This is a genomic window from Streptomyces sp. NBC_00986, from assembly GCF_045162565.1.
Classification (GTDB): domain Bacteria; phylum Actinomycetota; class Actinomycetes; order Streptomycetales; family Streptomycetaceae; genus Streptomyces.
Genome location: NZ_CP108733.1, coordinates 6,224,091 through 6,240,267, shown reverse-complemented (window position 1 = coordinate 6,240,267; position 16,177 = coordinate 6,224,091). Strand labels below are relative to the sequence as shown.

Genomic DNA, 16,177 nt, shown 5'->3' with positions numbered 1-16,177 from the left:
ACCGTGTGGTCACCGCCCCTGCTCAGTGGAGAACCGTCAGCTGCTCGTCTTCTGCGTCAGGTCGTAGAAGGTGGCCGAACCGACCGTCACCTTCTTGTAGTTCTTCTCGACCCACGAGGAGATCTGCGAGGAGCTGCCCGTGCTGCTGCCGCCCATTCCGGTGCCGCCCGAGATGAAGTAGTGGATCTTGCCGTCCGCCACGTACTTCTGGAACTGGGCCAGCGTCGGCGACGGGTCGGTGCCGTTGAAGCCGCCGATCGCCATCACCGGGTCGCCGGTGGCGAGTTGGTAGCTCGCGGCGTTCTGGGAGCCGATGGACGCGGCGACCCAGGTGTACTTGCCCGCGTCCGTCTGGAGGAGCTTCTTGGCCGCCGAGGTGACCGTCGCGCCGTTCAGCAGGCCGCCGACGCCACCGCCGCCGCCCATGCCGCCGTCGCCGCCCGTCTGGCCGCCGAAGCCGCCGCCCTGCCTCTGGGTGCCGGTGCCGCCGCCGGGTGCTGTGCCCGTGCCACCGCCGGGCATCGTGCCCGTGCCGCCGCCGGGGAAGCCGCCGCCCTGGTTCTGGGTGGTGCCGCCGCCCTGCTGGCCGGGCATCGTGCCCGTGCCGCCGGTGCGGTTGCCGCCGCCGAAGCCGCCGCGACCGCCGCCGCCACCCGGACCGCCGCCCATCATGCTCGCGCCGGCCGGACCGGCCGTCGGGATGGAGCCGGTGTGCGCGGAGTTGACCGTCGAGAGGGTGTACGCCGCCGGGCCCGCCAGGCCTGCCACGATGCTCAAGCCGACTGCCGCGAGGGCGAGTTGGCGGCCGATCTTCGCGACGAAGATCAGGCCGAGCGCGCCGGCGAGGGAGCCGAGGAGGACCAGCCACTTGAGCCAGGGCAGGTAGTCGGAGGTGCGGCCGAGGAGCGTGTAGCCCCAGACGCCCGCCGCAACTACCGCCGCCGCCAACGTGATCGACGCCCAGATCTCGCCGCGCTTCTCCCAGAGGGAGCCGGCGCCGATGCCGATCACCGCGGCCATGTAGGGGGCCAGCGCGATCGTGTAGTACTGGTGGAAGATGCCGGCCATGTAGCTGAAGACGACCAGGGTCGTCACCAGCGAGCCGCCCCACACGAGCATCGAACTGCGCCTGACCGACGTACGGTTGAGCTTCCGCGTGGCCACCAGGCCCGCGACGAGGAGGATCAGCGCGGTGGGCAGCAGCCAGGAGATCTGGCTGCCGATCTCGTCGTTGAACATGCGGTTCCAGCCGGTGGCGCCCCACATGCCCGTGCCGGTGCCGCCGCCTCCGCCGCCGACGCTGCCGGTCTCGTCACCGCTGAGGCGGCCGAACCCGTTGTAGCCGAAGGTCAGTTCAAGGAAGCTGTTGTTCTGCGAGCCGCCGATGTAGGGGCGCGAGGACGCCGGCCACAGCTCGACGAGCGCGACCCACCAGCCGGCCGCGACGACCAACGCGCCGGTGGCCAGGCCCAGTTGGGCGAACCTCTTCTTCACGCTCACCGGTGCGCAGACCGCGTAGACGATGGCCAGCGGCGGCAGGATCAGGAAGGCCTGCAGGGTCTTCGACAGGAACGCGAAGCCGATCGCGACTCCGGCCCACACCAGCCACTTGGTACGGCCGTCCTCCAGCGCCCGGACGACGAGGTAGCAGGCGGTCGCCATGAGCAACGCCAGTGCCGCGTCGGGGTTGTTGAAGCGGAACATCAGCGCGGCGACCGGGGTGAGCGCCAGCACGGCGCCCGCGATCAGACCGGCCTGGGGGCTGTGCCGGCGCCGTACCGCCGCGTAGACGACCGCGACCGTGCCGACGCCCATGAGAACCTCGGGGACCAGGATCGCCCAGGAGTTGAGGCCGAAGACGCGGACCGAGATCTCCATCGGCCACAGGAAGGCCGAGGGCTTGTCGACGGTGATCGCGTTGCCCGCGTCCAGCGAGCCGAACAGGAACGCCTTCCAGCTCTTGCTGCCGGCCTGAACCGCCGCCGAGTAGAAGGAGTTGGAGTAGCCGGACGCGCTCAGGTTGTAGAGGTAGAGCAGGGCCGTCGCCAGCAGCATGCCCCAGAACGCGGGGCGCGCCCAGCGCGGGTCCTCGGGCCGGCCGCGCCACAGCCGCCGGCCGAGCGGCTGCTTCGGCTCACCGGACTGAGGGGCCAGGGTGTCCGCGGGCGCCACCGGTTCGTGCACGGCCGTATCTCTGCCGGTGTCGCTGTCACCGGTAGTCGGCCCCCAGGACGAGGGGCTGCCTCCTCCCGGGTAGGTCGTCTGATCGGTGTCGGTGGTCATCGGGGGTCCCTCGGATCGGTGTCGTGGGGACGCACCGGCTGCAACTGCATGGTCGCGTCCCTCCAGGTGCCGTCCGCGGCTTCACCGGCGCGGAACTGGGTGGTGTGCGGGGTGGTGTCGTACGCGCTCTGCTGCGGCAGCGGCTGACGCTGGGGCAGCGGGGCGGCGTACGAACCGGGGTGCTGCGGGTGCTGCGGCGTCGTCGAATAGGTCGGCGACGAAGGGGAGTTGAGGGCTACGACCGTCGAGTCCTCGGTGCTGTCGTCGCGGTCCGGGAACACCCAGGCGCGGAAGAGCAGGAAGCGCAGCACGGTCGCGGCGAGGTTGGCGGCCACCAGGACCGCGAGTTCGGTGGAGTGCGCCGGGTTGCTGCTGGCCGCGTTCAGCGCGGCGAGCGAACCACTGGTCAGCGCGAGGCCGATGGCGAAGACGACGAGGCCCTGCGCCTGGTGGCGGACGGCGCCGCCCCGGCCGCGGACCCCGAAGGTCAGCCGGCGGTTCGCGGCGGTGTTGGCGACCGCCGAGACCAGCAGCGCGAGCGCGTTGGCGACCTGGGAGCCGCCGAACTGCCGGAAGAGGCTGTAGAGGACCAGGTAGAAGAGGGTGGAGAGACCGCCGACCACGCAGAACCCGACGAGCTGGCGGGCCAGCCCCTTGGGCACGTCCTGGATGTCGCGGTCGCGCGGGTCGTCGCCGAAGGGCCGCGTGACGCGGTCGAGCGGCAGCGAACCGGAGGCCAGGGCCTTGCCCACGCGCCACACTCCCTTCAGGTCCTCGGTCGCCGTCCTGACGATGTGGACGGTCGAGTTCGGGTCGTCGACCCAGTCGACCGGCACCTCGTGGATACGGAGTCCGGCACGCTCGGCCAGCACCAGCATCTCGGTGTCGAAGAACCAGCCGGTGTCCTCGACGAGCGGCAGCAGCGCCTGGGCCACATCACGCCGGATCGCCTTGAATCCGCACTGGGCGTCCGAGAAGCGGGCCTGCAGCGAGCCGCGCAGGATCAGGTTGTAGGTCCGGCTGATGAACTCGCGCTTGGCGCCACGCACGACACGCGACGAGCGGGCCAGCCGGGAACCGATCGCCAGGTCGGAGTGACCCGAGATCAGCGGCGCCACCAGGGGAAGCAGCGCGTTGAGGTCGGTGGAGAGATCCACATCCATGTAGGCGAGGATCGGGGCGTCCGAGGCGGACCAGACGGTGCGCAGTGCTCGACCGCGCCCCTTCTGCTCCAGCCGGAACGATTTGACCTCGGGGATCTCCGACTCCAGCCGCGCGGCCACCTGAGGGGTGGTGTCGATCGACGCGTTGTCCGCGATGGTGATGCGGAACGCGTACGGGAACGTGCGCTTGAGGTGCTCGTGCAGTCTGAGCACACATGGCTGGAGGTCCTTCTCCTCGTTGTAGACGGGGATCACTACGTCCAGGACAGGCGTACCGGCGTCTCCGGCCGGGAGGTGCTCCCGCGCCGGCAGGGTGCCGGGAGAAGAGTCGGTTCGCATGCCCCGACTCTCCTCAAGCGCCCTGTTGCACCCATGTGGTGGCACTGTGCTGTGCCTGTGAGTGCGATTGCCAATTCGTTTCGGGGGCGGGCGCGGGCACAGCGGGTGCGAGCGCGGGTAGATGCACGGTGAACACGGTGCGTCCGGGAACGCTGTCCACGGTGACGGCTCCGCCGTGCGCGGTCGCGACCGCCTGCACGATGGCGAGACCCAGCCCGGTCGATCCCGTGGAGCGGGAACGCGCCGAGTCGCCGCGCGCGAACCGCTCGAAGACATGCGGCAGCAAATCGGGCGGGATGCCCTGGCCGTTGTCCTCGACGTCCACGCACATCCACGGTCCGCGCCGCTGTACGCGGGCGGTGATCGTCGTACCGGGCGGTGTGTGCTTGCGGGCGTTGCCCAGCAGGTTGATCAGCACCTGCTGGATACGGGCCGCGTCCGCCGACACGAGGGCCGGTTCGTCGGGCAGGTCGAGCCGCCAGTTGTGGTCCATGCCGGCCGCGCGCGAGTCGCTGATGGTGTCCACGACGAGCGGGATGAGGTCGGTCTGGTCGAACTGCAGCGGTCTGCCCGCGTCGAGCCGGGCGAGGAGCAGCAGATCCTCCACGAGGAGGGTCATGCGGCCGGCCTCGGACTCGATCCGGCCGAGGGCGTGCTTGGTGTCGGGGCCGGTCTGTTCGCGCCCGCGCCTGGTCAGCTCGGCGTAACCGCGGATCGACGCGAGCGGCGTCCGCAGCTCATGGCTGGCGTCCGCGACGAACTGCCGTACCCGCATCTCGCTCTGCTGTCTCGCGTGCAGGGCGCCGTGGACGTGGTCGAGCATCCGGTTGAGCGCGGCTCCGACCTGGCCGACCTCGGTGTGCGGGTCGGTCTCGGACTCGGGGACACGTTCGTTGAGGGTGACTTCGCCGGTGTGGAGGGGGAGTTCGGAGACGCGGGTGGCGGTGGAGGCCACGCGGCGCAGGGGGCGGGTGGCCACGCCGACGAGGACGTAGCCGGCGATGGCGGCGGCCACGAGGCCGGCGCCGGTGACGCTGAGCTCGACGAGGATCAGGGTGTTGATGGTGTTGTCGACCTCGGCGGTCGGAACGGCGACGTAGTAGTTGCCGCTGTCCCCGCTCTTGTACTCGACGCGGAAGTCGCCGACTCCCGGGATCTCCACGGTGTGCTGCTTGTTGTCCTGGGGGACGGAGCCGAGCGCGGCGATCTGCGCCGTGCTGAGCGGCTTCGGGGTCATCTGCAGGTCGCTCGTCTGCTTCACACCGCGGCGGGCGTCCGTGATGGAGCCTTTCACCACCTTGGCGATGATCGTGCCCTGGGGCTGCGGGCCCTTGGTGACGAAGTCCTCGAGGGAGGTCGCGTGGGCCTGCGCGGCCGCCTGCGCGGCTGCCTGCGACTTCCCGCCGGGCGCACCGAGGCCGTCCTTGAGCTGCTGGCCGCCGGGCGGCCCGAACGAGCCGGACGCACGCGAGGCGGACTCGTTCAGCTGGCCGTCCAGCTGGCCGTACAGATGGGAGCGCAGGGCGAGCGTCGTCACCGTACCGATCACCGCGCACACCACCGCGATCAGCGTCACGGACGCGACGACGAGCCGTGTCCGCAGGGTGCGCGGCTTACCCGCTCGCTTCTTCTGCGCACGCGGCCGTCGTCGCCCGCTCATGACGCCGCGGGCTTGATCAGGTAACCGGCCCCACGCCGGGTGTGGATCATCGGCTCACGGCCGGCGTCGATCTTGCGCCGGAGGTACGAGATGTAGAGCTCGACCACATTGGCCTGCCCACCGAAGTCGTACGACCACACACGGTCGAGGATCTGTGCCTTGCTGAGTACACGCCGGGGATTACGCATGAGGAAGCGCAGCAGCTCGAACTCGGTCGCGGTGAGGTGGATGCCCTCCCCGGCCCGCGACACCTCGTGGCTGTCCTCGTCGAGGGTGAGGTCACCGACGACGAGCACGGAGTCCGAACGGCGGTCGGCGGCACCGGAGCGGCGGATCAGTCCGCGCAGCCGGGCGACGACCTCTTCGAGGCTGAAGGGCTTGGTGACGTAGTCGTCGCCGCCGGCGGTGAGCCCGGCGATACGGTCCTCGACGGCGTCCTTCGCCGTCAGGAACAGCACCGGCACGTCCGGCAGCTCGCGGCGCATCCGCCCGAGAACGGTCAGGCCGTCCATGTCCGGCAGCATCATGTCGAGGACGACTGCGTCGGGCCGGAACTCGCGCGCGGTCTGTATCGCGCCGGTCCCGTCACCCGCACTTCTGATCTGCCAGCCCTCGTATCGGAGGGCCATGGACAGCAGCTCGGTGATCGACAGCTCGTCGTCCACCACAAGCACTCGGACGGGGCTCCCGTCCGGCCTCAGCAGTTCGGTGCGCCCCTGGGGCGAGGTCGTGGTCATAGTGGACACCTTGTCGGGGTCCCCTAAGAACACGCTTTCCGGAGTCTGTGATTTTCCTGAGAAACTCACAGCCGCCACTCAGGGAACACCTTGGAACCGCTTGCCCAGCGCTCATCCGGCGGTCATGGAGCCGTGCAACCCTCCCGGACCTGCCCGGGTCTCCCCGGTATCTCCACTTTCTCCACGCATCACCCGTACCGGCCGGACTCTCAGCTCATCCTCACCGTGCGAACAGCCGCGCCCCGTTGTCGTGGCAGACCGCGCGCAGCCAGTCGTCACCGAGGTCCAGGCGCTCCAGGGCGTGCAGTTGGTGCAGGTAGGGATAGGGGATGTTCGGGAAGTCGCTGCCCAGCAGCACGCGGTCGCCGAGGGCGGCGAGCCGGGGGAGCGCGCCGGGCGGGAAGGGCGCGAGGCGTTCGCTGAAGTCCGTGAACGACATCGTCGTGTCCAACCGGACCTCTCCGTACCGCTCGGCCAGGTCCAGGAAGTCCTCGTACTCCGGCATCCCCATGTGCGCGATCACCAGCCGCAACCGCGGATGCCGGGCCAGCACCCGCCCGATCGGCTCGGGCCCGGTGTGCTTGCCGGGCGCGGGCCCCGACCCGCAGTGGATCACGACGGGCGTCCCCGCCTCGCCGAGCAACCCCCAGACGGGATCGAGGAGTTCGTCGGCGGGGTCGTACGCCCCGACCTGCACATGCGCCTTGAACACCCGCGCCCCGGCATCGAGGGCTCGCAGGACGTAGTCCTCGACTCCCGGCTCCGGGAAGAGAGTCGAGGTGTGCAGACAGTCGGGCGTCCGCGCGGCGAAGTCGACGGCCCAGCCGTTGAGCCACTCGGCCATCCCGGGCTTGTGCGGATAGAGCATGGCGGTGAAAGCGCGTACTCCGAACTCCCTTATCAGCGCGACCCGTTCCGCTTCCTCCTTCCGGTACGTGATCGGCCACTCCAGCGCTCCGCCGGTCGCAGGACCGAGCGCGTCGAAGTAGTCCCAGACCTTGCGCAGCACCCGCTCGGGCATGAAGTGGGTGTGCACGTCGATCAGCCCGGGGAGGCCCAGCCGCCGCCAGAACGCCTGGACTTCGACTGCTTCGGCCACGTCGGCTGCTTCTGGTGTCTCCGCCGCTTCTGGTGTTTCCGCCGCTTCGGCATCCATGTCTTGATCCTCCCTATCGAACCGGGCCCTGCTCATCCACATGGAAGTCGGGCGTCCCCAGAAACACGTCGGCGGTCACCGGCCCATAGGCGATGTTGAAGGTGTCCAGCCAGTACGACCAGTCCTGCATGCCGGCCGCGCTGCTGAAGCGGTAGTTGAGCTGCCACCGGACCCACTGCCCCGGCACGAGCCGCACCGCGGGAGGTCTGCGCGGCCTGGGCGGCAGCCCGAACAGCGGCTCCACACGGGGGAGCACCCGCAACCGCCCGTCCACCCGGCGGAGTTGGACATCGACGTTCTTCAACTCCGCCCGGCCCTCGACCGGCGTGAAGTCCTCCCGCTCGCGCACCGTGACGGTGTGGGCGAGGGGCGCCACCCCGTCCGGCAGGGCGAACCCGACCGGCACCGCGTTCCTCCGCGCGGCGGCCTCACCGCCACGCGACCGCTTCGTCCAGGACGTCCGGACCCACTGGACGGTGACGGGGACCTCCATGACAACTCCCTCTCTGCCCGGCTCTGCCCGGTCTCCACACTTCCCGAAGACGACTGCGGTTGCGTGCTTCCCGCACCGCCCGACGACGACTGCGGCTGTCTGCCTCCCGCACCACCCGATGACTACGGCGGCGGCTCGACTCCCCACCGCCCGATGACCAAGGCGGCTGCCCGCTTCCCGCACCACCCGATGACTACGGCGGCTGCTCGACTCCCCACCGCCCGATGACCACGGGGGCTGCCCGCTTCCCGCACCACCCGATGACTACGGCGGCCGCTCGACTCCCCACCGCCCGATGACCAAGGCGGCTGCCCGCTTCCCGCACCACCCGATGACTACGGCGGCCGCTCGACTCCCCACCGCCCGATGACCAAGGCGGCTGCCCGCTTCCCGCACCACCCGATGACTACGGCGGCGGCTCGATTCCCCCACCGATGACCACGGGGGCTGCCCGCTACCCCGGCCGCCCGATCTCCTCACCGCCCGATGACCACCGCGGCCGCCCGATGACCCCACCCCAGTCACCTCAGCCGCCCCATCAGAACAACCCCTCCTGCACCCCCGGCGCTTCCCGCCTGAACTCCCGTACCGGCACGGTGAATCCACCCGTGTCACCCCCGGAGGAACCCGCGGGGATCAGCTCCCACCCCGTCATCAGCCGGGTGTCCAGCACGACCACGCCCCGGCCGGTCGCGAGGTGGAGGTCCGGTCCCGCGGCCGCGACGACCTCCCCGCTCACCAACCCGCCCGCGATCAGCCCGCTCACCTCGCCGACGGGGGCCGGGAGTCCCGTGAGGCCGAAGGCGTCGACGTGGTCCACGGGTCGGTACGGCTCGCGGTGGAGCGACTCCGGCCATTCGCGCAGCGCGAGGGCGCGGGCGTGCAGGTCGGCGATCTCGGCGGCCCGCTCCGCGGCCGACGTCGGCAACGCGGAACGGACGGCGCGCTTCTCGGCATAGGGAATCCGGTCCGGGACCCGGAGCGCGGCGCGGAGCAGTTCCTCCGAGCGGCGGGCCGCCATCAGCGGGCCGAGGCCCAGCCAGCTGAAGCAGACGGCGCCCTGTTCAAGCAGCCGCGCGGAGCCTCGCTCTTCGGCGGTGATGCCGACCTTGAGCAGGCCGGGGCCGAACCAGGCCAGGTATACGTGGTACGGCCGCGGGTCGTCCGCGATGGTGTCGGCGGCCACCGAGTGCGCCCGGTCCAGCCGCGCGCACTCCTCGCACCGCGCCCCCGTACTCCGCTCCGGCACCGCCGCCCGCACCGGACAGGCGTTCCCCCGCGCCCCCACACATGTCCGCCCGCCTCCTTCCGCGACCTCGAAGGCCACCCGCTTCCCCCGGGGCAACGGGCTCCCCCGCCCGCCGTCCCACTTCAGCTCGGGACCGTCCACCGCCCAGCGCAGCCCCGAGCACTTCCATGTCTGTGCCATCGCTCACGAGATTAGACGGCGGCACTGACAACCGCGTCAGCCTGCGGTTTCACTGACCCGAGCGGACTCGCGAGGCACGACGGCGTACTCCTCGACAACCCGCGCCCGCCCCCGCCCCGCCAAGCGGCACCCGACACACCCCGCATGCCCCGCCCTCGCCGACGGATCCCGCACCCGCATCCCCCACTGCGCCCGGTCCCGCCGCCCGGGCGGCTTGCCCCACCCGGTGAGATGGAGCGCCCACGTCACCAGGACGCTCACCACGACGATCCCCAGCCCGATCCCGATCAGCAGGGCCGACACCGTGCACACCCCCACCCCCGCGACGGTCGACCCGACGGTCGCGATACCGAATCCGGTCCAGCCCGCGACCGTATGCCCCTCGTCATACTGATGTGCGCTCATGTGCGGCCTCCCTCGAAGCCCAGACGGACAGCATGTCTCTCACTTCCTAAGAAGTTTAGAGTAGAAACCTCTCACAAGCTAAGGCAATAACGATGCAAGCCAAGCCTCGCCCCACCGCCACCCCGGCCCAGGCGCTGGACGCGATGGACTCCCTCATCGCCACCGCCCAGCTCGGCCAGCAGGAAATGGCCGAGCGGCTGGGCCTGAACGTCACCGATCTCGTCTGTTTCGCCTACGTCCTGCGGTCGGGCGAGAGCCTCCTCACCGCGGGCGACCTCGCCGAACACGTCCACGTCACGACGGGCGCGGTGACCGGCATCCTCAACCGCCTCGAACGCGCCGGTTTCATCACCCGCGTCCCCGACCCCACCGACCGCCGCCGCGTCCGCGTCGCCGCGGTACCGGCCGCGGTGACCCGGGTCGTCGCCCTCTACGGCCCCTACTACGACCGCCTCAACGCCCAGTTCGCCGACTACTCCCCCGCCGAGATCGCCGTACTGAACGACTGGTTCACCCGGACGTCGACGCTGGCGCAGGACTACATCGAGGAACTCCGGGCGCGGGACGGGGGGTAAACCCGACCCCGTTGGTAGAGCCCGCTACACCAACGGTCCGGGAGACCGCTTCATCGTGCCCGGACCCGTACGACGGCATCGTTGACCTCAGCCGGTCAAGAGGGTCGGCGCAGGCCCAACGGCCGCCGTACGGAGGGAAATCCCATGAAGTCGCTGCTCTCGCCGAAGCCGGGAACCGCGACCGGGACGACCCCCACGGCCGCCGCTCCGGGCCCGTTCGCGTCCTTCGTCAGGTTCGTGGTGTGCGGCGGCGGGGTCGGGGTGCTGTCCAGCGCGGCCGTACCGCTGCTGGCCGCGCTGATGCCCTGGGCGGCGGCGAACGCCCTGATCACGATCGCCTCGACCGTCCTCTGCACGGAGCTGCACGCCCTGTTCACCTTCGGCACCGGCCGCCGCCCCGGCTGGCGCGAGCACTGGCAGTCGGCGGGCTCGGCCACGGCGGCCTACGCGGCGACGTCCGCGGCGATCCTGATCCTCCACACCGTCCAGCCGTCCCCCGGAATGCTCACCGAACAGGTCGTCTACCTCAGCGCCTCCGCCCTCGCCGGCATCGGCCGCTTCCTGGTCCTGCGCCTGTTCGTCTTCGCGGACCGCGGCCCGCGCACGGCCGCCATCACGATCCCGGTGGGCCCCTCCGCGTTCAGCGCGGCCGCGTAAGAACCCAGACGCACCAACGGAAGTGCCCGTCGCCACCGTCCGACGAGAACAGGTCGTAGGTCGCCAGCGCGTACGCCCGCTGATAGAGCACGAGCGTGTCGGGCGAGTACCGGAACTCCTCGGCGAACAACCGGGTGAGCGTGACGGTGTGCCGTTCCGCGTACGGCCCGTACATGTCCCACACGGCGGCTGCCACGGCGGCCTCGAAGGCCGGGTCGCCGGCGGTGGTGAAGAACCCGAAGTCGAGTACGGCCACAGGGGCGCCCGTGTCGTCGACGTGGACGTTGGGCGGCACGAGGTCCCCGTGCACGACACTGACCGGCCCACCGTCCGGAAGCGCCCGCAGTGAGTCCACCGTCTCGCGCACGATGCCCGCGAGGTCGGGAACCTGAGCGGCCAGCAGACCGCCGTGCCGACGAACGGCACGCCGGACGAGGTCGGCAAGCGCGTCGGGAAACCGGGCGTGCCCCTCCCAGAGGGCCTGATCATCACCCTGCACGACGAGCCGCCGCACGGCCCCGGTGCCGGGCACGGCGGCCAGCCCGCGCAACACCGTCAACAGGGCGTCGGTCTCCCGCGCGGCCAACTCCGGTCCCGGCGCCACGACCGCCGAGTCACCCCGCAACGGGACGCCTCCCAACTCCCTTTCATAGGTGACGAGTACGCCTCCGTGCTCCTCGACTCGAAGGATCTCCGGCGTGGCGAAGGGCAACGACTCCGAGTGCCACGCGATGTCCGCGTACACCCGCCGCATGAGCTCCACCCCGACCGGCCGCCGACCGCTCCACACCTTCCCGACGGTCCCGTCCCCGAGCCGGTAGACGGCACCCTCGACACCTGCGGCGAGCGACCGGACGTCTCCGTGACCCCGGTCGGCGAAGTACCGGATCCAGTGGGCGGTGTGATCCTGGCGGTGGCTGACCATGGCTGGACCGGACCCCCTGGGGGTGTCAATGGGCGTACGGGTGAGGGTCGTTCGGGGAGTGCGACTCCCGTTGCCGCCAACTCCCCGGCGGTTCACCGTGGTTGCGGGTGAAGGCCGCCGCGAAGGCGTACGGCGAGGTGTAACCGACGGCGTGGGCGATGGCCGTGAGGGTGAGTTCGCCGGTGCGGAGGTGGTCGCGAGCCAGGGCCATCCGCCAGTCGGTGAGGTACTGCATCGGGGTCTGGCCCAGGGCGTCGCGGAAGGTGCGGGCGAAGGCCGCCCTCGACAGGCCGCTGATCGCGGCGAGTTCGGGGACCGTCCAGGGGTGGCCGGCGTTCTCGTGGACGGCCTGGAGCGCGGCGTTGAGGCGGGGGTCCGCACAAGCCCGGTACCAGCGGGGCGCGTTGGGGCTGCGCCGGAAGTCGTTGCGGATGGCGAGCACCAGGAGGACGTCCAGGAGCCGGTCCAGGACCGTGGGCCCGCCCGGTTCGCCGGGCGCCGGTGTCGCCAACTCGTGGGAGAGCAGCCCGATCACGTCCCGCAACGGATCACCCACCGCCGCCGACAACGTCAACACCTGCGGCAGCGCCTCCAGCAGCCCCGCGCCGATGTCCCCCGAGAACCGGTACGCGCCGCACAGGAACACCGTGGCCCGCGGATCCTCCGAACTCCCGTCCTGCGCATGCCTGTTGCGGAACTCCTCCGGCTCCAGGCACTCCGCGCCCGGCTCGTGCCCGATGTGGTGATCGGGGCCGCCGCGCACGAGCGTCACCTCACCCGGGACGAGTTCCACCGCAGCACCGGGGTCGTCCAACCACAGCCAGCCCCGGCCCCGTACGACCGTGTGCACGGCCAGTTGGATCGACCCGGCCAGCCGCAGTCCCCACGGCGGTTCGGCCACCGTCCGCGCGAAGACGGCACCGGAGGCGCGGGCCCGCGCGAGGCGGTCGTGCAGTATGTCCACCCGACCAGTATCCGCGAGGCGACTCCACAACGGCCACCTCCGAGCGTCTGACGTAATGAATCAAGCCATTCACACATTGATCCGCTCCCATCCCGCTCCCACGATGGAGCCATGACTGGATCACCCCCCACCGCACTCGTCCTCGGCGGCACCGGCCGCACCGGCTCCCTCGTGGCCCGGGAGCTCCCCGAACGAGGACTGTCCGCCCGCACCGCCGCCCGCCACGGCGCCGACGTGCTCTTCGACTGGGACGACCCGACCACCCACCCCACCGCCCTCGCCGGCGTCGACCGCCTCTACCTCGTCACCCCCGTCCTGCGGATCTCCTACGCCGACCAGGTGGCCGCGTTCCTCGACCTCGCCGTGGACTCGGGGGTACGTCACGTCACCTACCTGAGCACCTACGGCGGCCAACTGGCGCCCCCGGACGTCGACATCAGGGCCGTGGAGGACGATCTCGCCGCCCGAGGCACCCTCACGCACGCGATCCTGCGTCCCGCGTGGGTGATGCAGAACTTCAGCGACGCGCACCTGCCGGTCGTCGACGGCGTGATCAGGGTGCCGACCGGCGGCCGTAGGGAGGCCTTCGTCGACGCGGGCGACATCGCCGCCGTCGCGGTGGAGACACTGCTCGACCCCGAGGGCCATGACGGGGCGCGGTACGCGCCGACCGGGCCGAGGGCGCTCACCGTCGCCGAGGTCGCCGACACCATCGCCGCCGTGAGCGGCCGGCCTGTACGGCACCAGGACATCGACCCGGAGGTGTGGATCGGGGGCGCGGTCGCGGCCGGGGTCGTGCCCGCCGACTACGCGATGATGCTGCGCTGGCTGACCGGTGCCATCGTCTCCGGGAACGGTTCCACGCCCAACGGCGACATCGAGAAGGTCACCGGCCGGGCGCCGACCGCCTTCGACGACTTCGCGCGGCGCAACGCCGGTGCCTGGGCGTCCCCGGCGGGGGTGAAGTGACCGTGTCCGAGCCCGAATCCATGGAGGACATGGGCGAGTTCGCGGCGCTCGACCCGTTCTTCCGGATCGTCCAGGAGGGGCTCGCGGGGCTCGTCGACGGCGGGCACTTCTTCGAGCTGCTGGCCGAGGACGTGGTCGTCGAGTACGTCGTGTCCGTGCCCGGCTACCCGCGCCGGGTTGAGGGACGCGGGGCGGTGGCGGACCTGTATCGCGGCTACGGCGACGTCATGCTGCTGCACAGCGCGGACGAACTGGCCGTCCACCGGGACCCCGGGACGTCCGTGGTCGTCCTCGAGTACGCGGTGCACGGACGGGCGGTCCGCACCGGGCGGGCCTACGACAACCACTTCGTCTCCGTGCTCACCGTCAAGGACCGGAAGGTGACGCACTGGCGCGACTATCTGGACCCCGTCGCCGTGTTCCGTGCCACGGGGTGGCCGGCGGAGGATCGCTGAGAGTCCGAGGGGTCGCTGAAGGACCGCTGGAGGAACGGCTCGTCGTTGGCTGACGGGCTTCGCCGGACCTGACCGTGGAAGCCCTGCCCGCCTTGAACTAGCCGGCCCTGCGGAAAACCTCGTCCATGTCCGAGAAGGGTGCTTGCCCGTCGTCGAGCAGCAGCGTCTCGTCCTCCCCGAAGTCCGGGGCCTGGAAGGGGTTCGTCGCCGGAGGGGGCGATCCCGCGCTGGACTGGCGGGACGCCCCTTCCGGGGCGGAGAACAGCGAGGTCAGGTCGATGAGAGGTCTCCCGTTCGTTACAGGCCGCTAGGACCTGGTGTGCCGTGAACCGGGCACAGCGGTCCTACAGCTTGCTCATCTTGGAGTACGGACTCAGGATGCGCTCCTGGACCGACCCGAAGTCGACGAGCACCGCGATTCCGTCCTCGATGCCGATGACCCGGCCGAGGCCGTACATGTCGTGTGTGACCTGGTCGCCCACGGCGAACTGCTTGGGTGCCGCCGCGGCCGGGGCCTTGAAGGGACTGGTGGGCAAATAGCGCTTCGGTGCAGCTGGCTTTGTCATTGACTCCAGTATGGGCCTAGACACGCCACTCGCTGAGGCCGTCCACATCGCTTGTTCATCACAGATCGGGCAACCGGGAACCACGACGCCGCCCCGGACGTACCCCTCACGCCCCTGACCTGGCCCTTCCCGGACCCACCCCGGAACCACCAGAAACCGCCACCGGCCTTCGAAACAACGGATGCCGGGGGATACGCGCCAGGGACACACACGAGAGGCCCCGGATCACTCCGGGGCCTCTCGTCAGATGTGCACTCGGCAGGATTCGAACCTGCAACCTTCTGATCCGTAGTCAGATGCTCTATCCGTTAAGCTACGAGTGCTTGTTTTCTCTTGTTTTCCTTCGTCGTTCCCGGCCCTTCCGGCCCGCTCGCGGCGACAGGAAGAACATTACATGACTGCCGCCGCCATGTGAAATCCGTTAGCCATACCCCTTGTGAGCTGCGAAAACGGCTTCAGAGCGGCTGTGCGGACACGCCCGGGAACGACCGAAGCCCCGGTCGCACGGACCGGGGCTTCGACGAGGTGCGGAGGCGGAGGGATTTGAACCCTCGATGGGATTTGCGTCCCAAACCGCATTAGCAGTGCGGCGCCATAGACCGGACTAGGCGACGCCTCCAGCACAACCACCCGCGCGAGCGCGGAAGGTGCGTGCAGATGATGACACAGACGAGCGCGGTGTCACCAATCGCCTCCCACGGTACTAGGCAGGCGGCCCGCAGGGCAAAGCCGTTGATGTCGGCCGCCGTGTCCGCAACGTCCGGGGGCGGCGGGCGTTAGTCAGGTCATGTTGCAGGTCAACCGTCTCCTCGTGATCGCCGCCGCGTCCGCCGCCACCGTCGGCTCGCTGGCCGCGGTGCCCGCCGCCGCGTCCCCCGGAACTCTCCGCACCCTCGCGCCGCCACCCGTCCGCGACGAGGACCGCTCCGGCGGCGACCACCTCACCGTCACCGTCCGGCACGCGGGCGGCGCGGCCGACGGCACACGCGAGCTGTACTGCCACCCCGGCGGCGGCACCCACCCGGACGTGACCGGCGCCTGCGAGGCCGTCGGCCGCAACACCCAGTGGGGAAAGGACCCGTTCGCCCCGGTGCCCCCGGACAGCATGTGCACGATGATCTACGGCGGCCCCGCCACCGCCCATGTCACCGGCACCTGGGCAGGCCGCCCGGTCGACGCGACGTACGACCGGAGCAACGGCTGCGAGATCTCGCGCTGGAACGGGATGGTCCCGCTGCTGCCCGACCTCGGCGCCGATCGCCAGTGACAACCGGAGGCCACTGAAGACGCCGCGGATCGGTGGCCGGTTGGTGCTCGGTCACACGTTCTACGTCACTTCACCGTGCGACCTCCCTCTCATCTCACTCCGCGAGCACAAGGACTGCCCTTAGACTCCCTCGC

Annotated in this window: 16 protein-coding genes and 2 tRNA genes; 5 read left to right on the top strand and 13 right to left on the bottom strand. The window is 70.6% G+C overall.

The features are described from left to right. Nucleotides 1–36: 36 nt before the first annotated feature. From OG504_RS27745 to OG504_RS27710, 8 genes are all read right to left on the bottom strand, one after another. Complete coding sequence (locus OG504_RS27745) at nucleotides 37–2,283, bottom strand: glycosyltransferase family 39 protein (RefSeq protein ID WP_405992248.1); 2,247 nt, start codon at nucleotides 2,281–2,283, stop codon at nucleotides 37–39. Next, the gene (locus OG504_RS27740) at nucleotides 2,280–3,785 is read right to left on the bottom strand and encodes a glycosyltransferase (RefSeq protein WP_405992247.1); all 1,506 of its coding nucleotides are present in this window, start codon (nucleotides 3,783–3,785) and stop codon (nucleotides 2,280–2,282) included. The genes OG504_RS27745 and OG504_RS27740 overlap by 4 nt, the downstream gene beginning before the upstream one ends. 13 nt (nucleotides 3,786–3,798) lie before the next feature. Then, the gene (locus tag OG504_RS27735) at nucleotides 3,799–5,445 is read right to left on the bottom strand and encodes a sensor histidine kinase (protein WP_405992246.1); all 1,647 of its coding nucleotides are present in this window, start codon (nucleotides 5,443–5,445) and stop codon (nucleotides 3,799–3,801) included. After that, nucleotides 5,442–6,182 carry a response regulator transcription factor gene (locus tag OG504_RS27730; protein WP_019054929.1) on the bottom strand — a complete coding sequence of 247 codons (741 nt, stop codon included), beginning with the start codon at nucleotides 6,180–6,182 and terminating at the stop codon, nucleotides 5,442–5,444. The genes OG504_RS27735 and OG504_RS27730 overlap by 4 nt, the downstream gene beginning before the upstream one ends. A gap of 220 nt (nucleotides 6,183–6,402) precedes the next feature. Next, nucleotides 6,403–7,338 carry an amidohydrolase family protein gene (locus OG504_RS27725; protein WP_405992245.1) on the bottom strand — a complete coding sequence of 312 codons (936 nt, stop codon included), beginning with the start codon at nucleotides 7,336–7,338 and terminating at the stop codon, nucleotides 6,403–6,405. Nucleotides 7,339–7,351: 13 nt separating this feature from the next. Next, nucleotides 7,352–7,831, bottom strand: coding sequence for a hypothetical protein (locus tag OG504_RS27720; protein ID WP_405992244.1), 480 nt, complete (start codon nucleotides 7,829–7,831; stop codon nucleotides 7,352–7,354). A 538-nt stretch (nucleotides 7,832–8,369) separates the two neighbouring features. Then, nucleotides 8,370–9,260, bottom strand: coding sequence for a DUF2797 domain-containing protein (locus tag OG504_RS27715; protein WP_405992243.1), 891 nt, complete (start codon nucleotides 9,258–9,260; stop codon nucleotides 8,370–8,372). 36 nt (nucleotides 9,261–9,296) lie between these two features. Then, on the bottom strand, nucleotides 9,297–9,665 hold the full coding sequence (locus OG504_RS27710; RefSeq protein WP_405992242.1) for an HGxxPAAW family protein: 369 nt from the start codon (nucleotides 9,663–9,665) through the stop codon (nucleotides 9,297–9,299). A gap of 92 nt (nucleotides 9,666–9,757) precedes the next feature. Between OG504_RS27710 and OG504_RS27705 the strand changes: the two genes are divergently transcribed. Both OG504_RS27705 and OG504_RS27700 read left to right on the top strand, forming a co-directional pair. Further along, nucleotides 9,758–10,240 carry a MarR family winged helix-turn-helix transcriptional regulator gene (locus tag OG504_RS27705; RefSeq protein WP_405992241.1) on the top strand — a complete coding sequence of 161 codons (483 nt, stop codon included), beginning with the start codon at nucleotides 9,758–9,760 and terminating at the stop codon, nucleotides 10,238–10,240. Between the two features lie 144 nt (nucleotides 10,241–10,384). Beyond that, complete coding sequence (locus tag OG504_RS27700; RefSeq protein WP_405992240.1) at nucleotides 10,385–10,897, top strand: GtrA family protein; 513 nt, start codon at nucleotides 10,385–10,387, stop codon at nucleotides 10,895–10,897. Here the strand turns inward: OG504_RS27700 and OG504_RS27695 are convergent. Both OG504_RS27695 and OG504_RS27690 read right to left on the bottom strand, forming a co-directional pair. Then, nucleotides 10,881–11,822, bottom strand: a complete 942-nt coding sequence (locus OG504_RS27695; protein WP_405992239.1) for a phosphotransferase family protein — start codon at nucleotides 11,820–11,822, stop codon at nucleotides 10,881–10,883. The two genes, OG504_RS27700 and OG504_RS27695, sit on opposite strands and share 17 nt — an antisense overlap. 25 nt (nucleotides 11,823–11,847) lie before the next feature. Next, the gene (locus tag OG504_RS27690) at nucleotides 11,848–12,786 is read right to left on the bottom strand and encodes an AraC family transcriptional regulator (protein WP_405992238.1); all 939 of its coding nucleotides are present in this window, start codon (nucleotides 12,784–12,786) and stop codon (nucleotides 11,848–11,850) included. Nucleotides 12,787–12,897: 111 nt separating this feature from the next. On the opposite strand from OG504_RS27690, the gene OG504_RS27685 reads away from it, so the two are divergent. Together OG504_RS27685 and OG504_RS27680 are read left to right on the top strand one after the other, a co-directional pair. Beyond that, nucleotides 12,898–13,755, top strand: a complete 858-nt coding sequence (locus OG504_RS27685; protein ID WP_405992237.1) for an NmrA family protein — start codon at nucleotides 12,898–12,900, stop codon at nucleotides 13,753–13,755. Between the two features lie 2 nt (nucleotides 13,756–13,757). Next, a complete protein-coding gene (locus OG504_RS27680) occupies nucleotides 13,758–14,210 on the top strand; it encodes a nuclear transport factor 2 family protein (RefSeq protein WP_405992236.1) in 453 nt (150 codons plus the stop codon). A 344-nt stretch (nucleotides 14,211–14,554) separates the two neighbouring features. On the opposite strand, the gene OG504_RS27675 is transcribed toward OG504_RS27680, so the two are convergent. The 3 genes from OG504_RS27675 to OG504_RS27665 all read right to left on the bottom strand — a co-directional run bounded on the left by OG504_RS27675 (nucleotide 14,555) and on the right by OG504_RS27665 (nucleotide 15,395). Next, a complete protein-coding gene (locus OG504_RS27675) occupies nucleotides 14,555–14,776 on the bottom strand; it encodes a hypothetical protein (RefSeq protein ID WP_033285538.1) in 222 nt (73 codons plus the stop codon). Nucleotides 14,777–15,026: 250 nt separating this feature from the next. Next, nucleotides 15,027–15,099, bottom strand: a tRNA-Arg gene (locus tag OG504_RS27670). Nucleotides 15,100–15,304: 205 nt separating this feature from the next. After that, a tRNA-Ser gene (locus tag OG504_RS27665) sits at nucleotides 15,305–15,395 on the bottom strand. Nucleotides 15,396–15,563: 168 nt separating this feature from the next. Between OG504_RS27665 and OG504_RS27660 the strand changes: the two genes are divergently transcribed. Continuing rightward, nucleotides 15,564–16,043, top strand: coding sequence for an SSI family serine proteinase inhibitor (locus tag OG504_RS27660; protein WP_405992235.1), 480 nt, complete (start codon nucleotides 15,564–15,566; stop codon nucleotides 16,041–16,043). Nucleotides 16,044–16,177 lie beyond the last annotated feature (134 nt).

Bases quoted from the DNA above. Each gene is read 5' to 3' on its own strand.
- OG504_RS27745 (WP_405992248.1), bottom strand. From the start codon at position 2,283: ATGACCACCGACACCGATCAGACGACCTACCCGGGAGGAGGCAGCCCC.
- OG504_RS27740 (WP_405992247.1), bottom strand. From the start codon at position 3,785: ATGCGAACCGACTCTTCTCCCGGCACCCTGCCGGCGCGGGAGCACCTC.
- OG504_RS27735 (WP_405992246.1), bottom strand. From the start codon at position 5,445: ATGAGCGGGCGACGACGGCCGCGTGCGCAGAAGAAGCGAGCGGGTAAG.
- OG504_RS27730 (WP_019054929.1), bottom strand. From the start codon at position 6,182: ATGACCACGACCTCGCCCCAGGGGCGCACCGAACTGCTGAGGCCGGAC.
- OG504_RS27725 (WP_405992245.1), bottom strand. From the start codon at position 7,338: ATGGATGCCGAAGCGGCGGAAACACCAGAAGCGGCGGAGACACCAGAA.
- OG504_RS27720 (WP_405992244.1), bottom strand. From the start codon at position 7,831: ATGGAGGTCCCCGTCACCGTCCAGTGGGTCCGGACGTCCTGGACGAAG.
- OG504_RS27715 (WP_405992243.1), bottom strand. From the start codon at position 9,260: ATGGCACAGACATGGAAGTGCTCGGGGCTGCGCTGGGCGGTGGACGGT.
- OG504_RS27710 (WP_405992242.1), bottom strand. From the start codon at position 9,665: ATGAGCGCACATCAGTATGACGAGGGGCATACGGTCGCGGGCTGGACC.
- OG504_RS27705 (WP_405992241.1), top strand. From the start codon at position 9,758: ATGCAAGCCAAGCCTCGCCCCACCGCCACCCCGGCCCAGGCGCTGGAC.
- OG504_RS27700 (WP_405992240.1), top strand. From the start codon at position 10,385: ATGAAGTCGCTGCTCTCGCCGAAGCCGGGAACCGCGACCGGGACGACC.
- OG504_RS27695 (WP_405992239.1), bottom strand. From the start codon at position 11,822: ATGGTCAGCCACCGCCAGGATCACACCGCCCACTGGATCCGGTACTTC.
- OG504_RS27685 (WP_405992237.1), top strand. From the start codon at position 12,898: ATGACTGGATCACCCCCCACCGCACTCGTCCTCGGCGGCACCGGCCGC.
- OG504_RS27675 (WP_033285538.1), bottom strand. From the start codon at position 14,776: ATGACAAAGCCAGCTGCACCGAAGCGCTATTTGCCCACCAGTCCCTTC.
- OG504_RS27660 (WP_405992235.1), top strand. From the start codon at position 15,564: ATGTTGCAGGTCAACCGTCTCCTCGTGATCGCCGCCGCGTCCGCCGCC.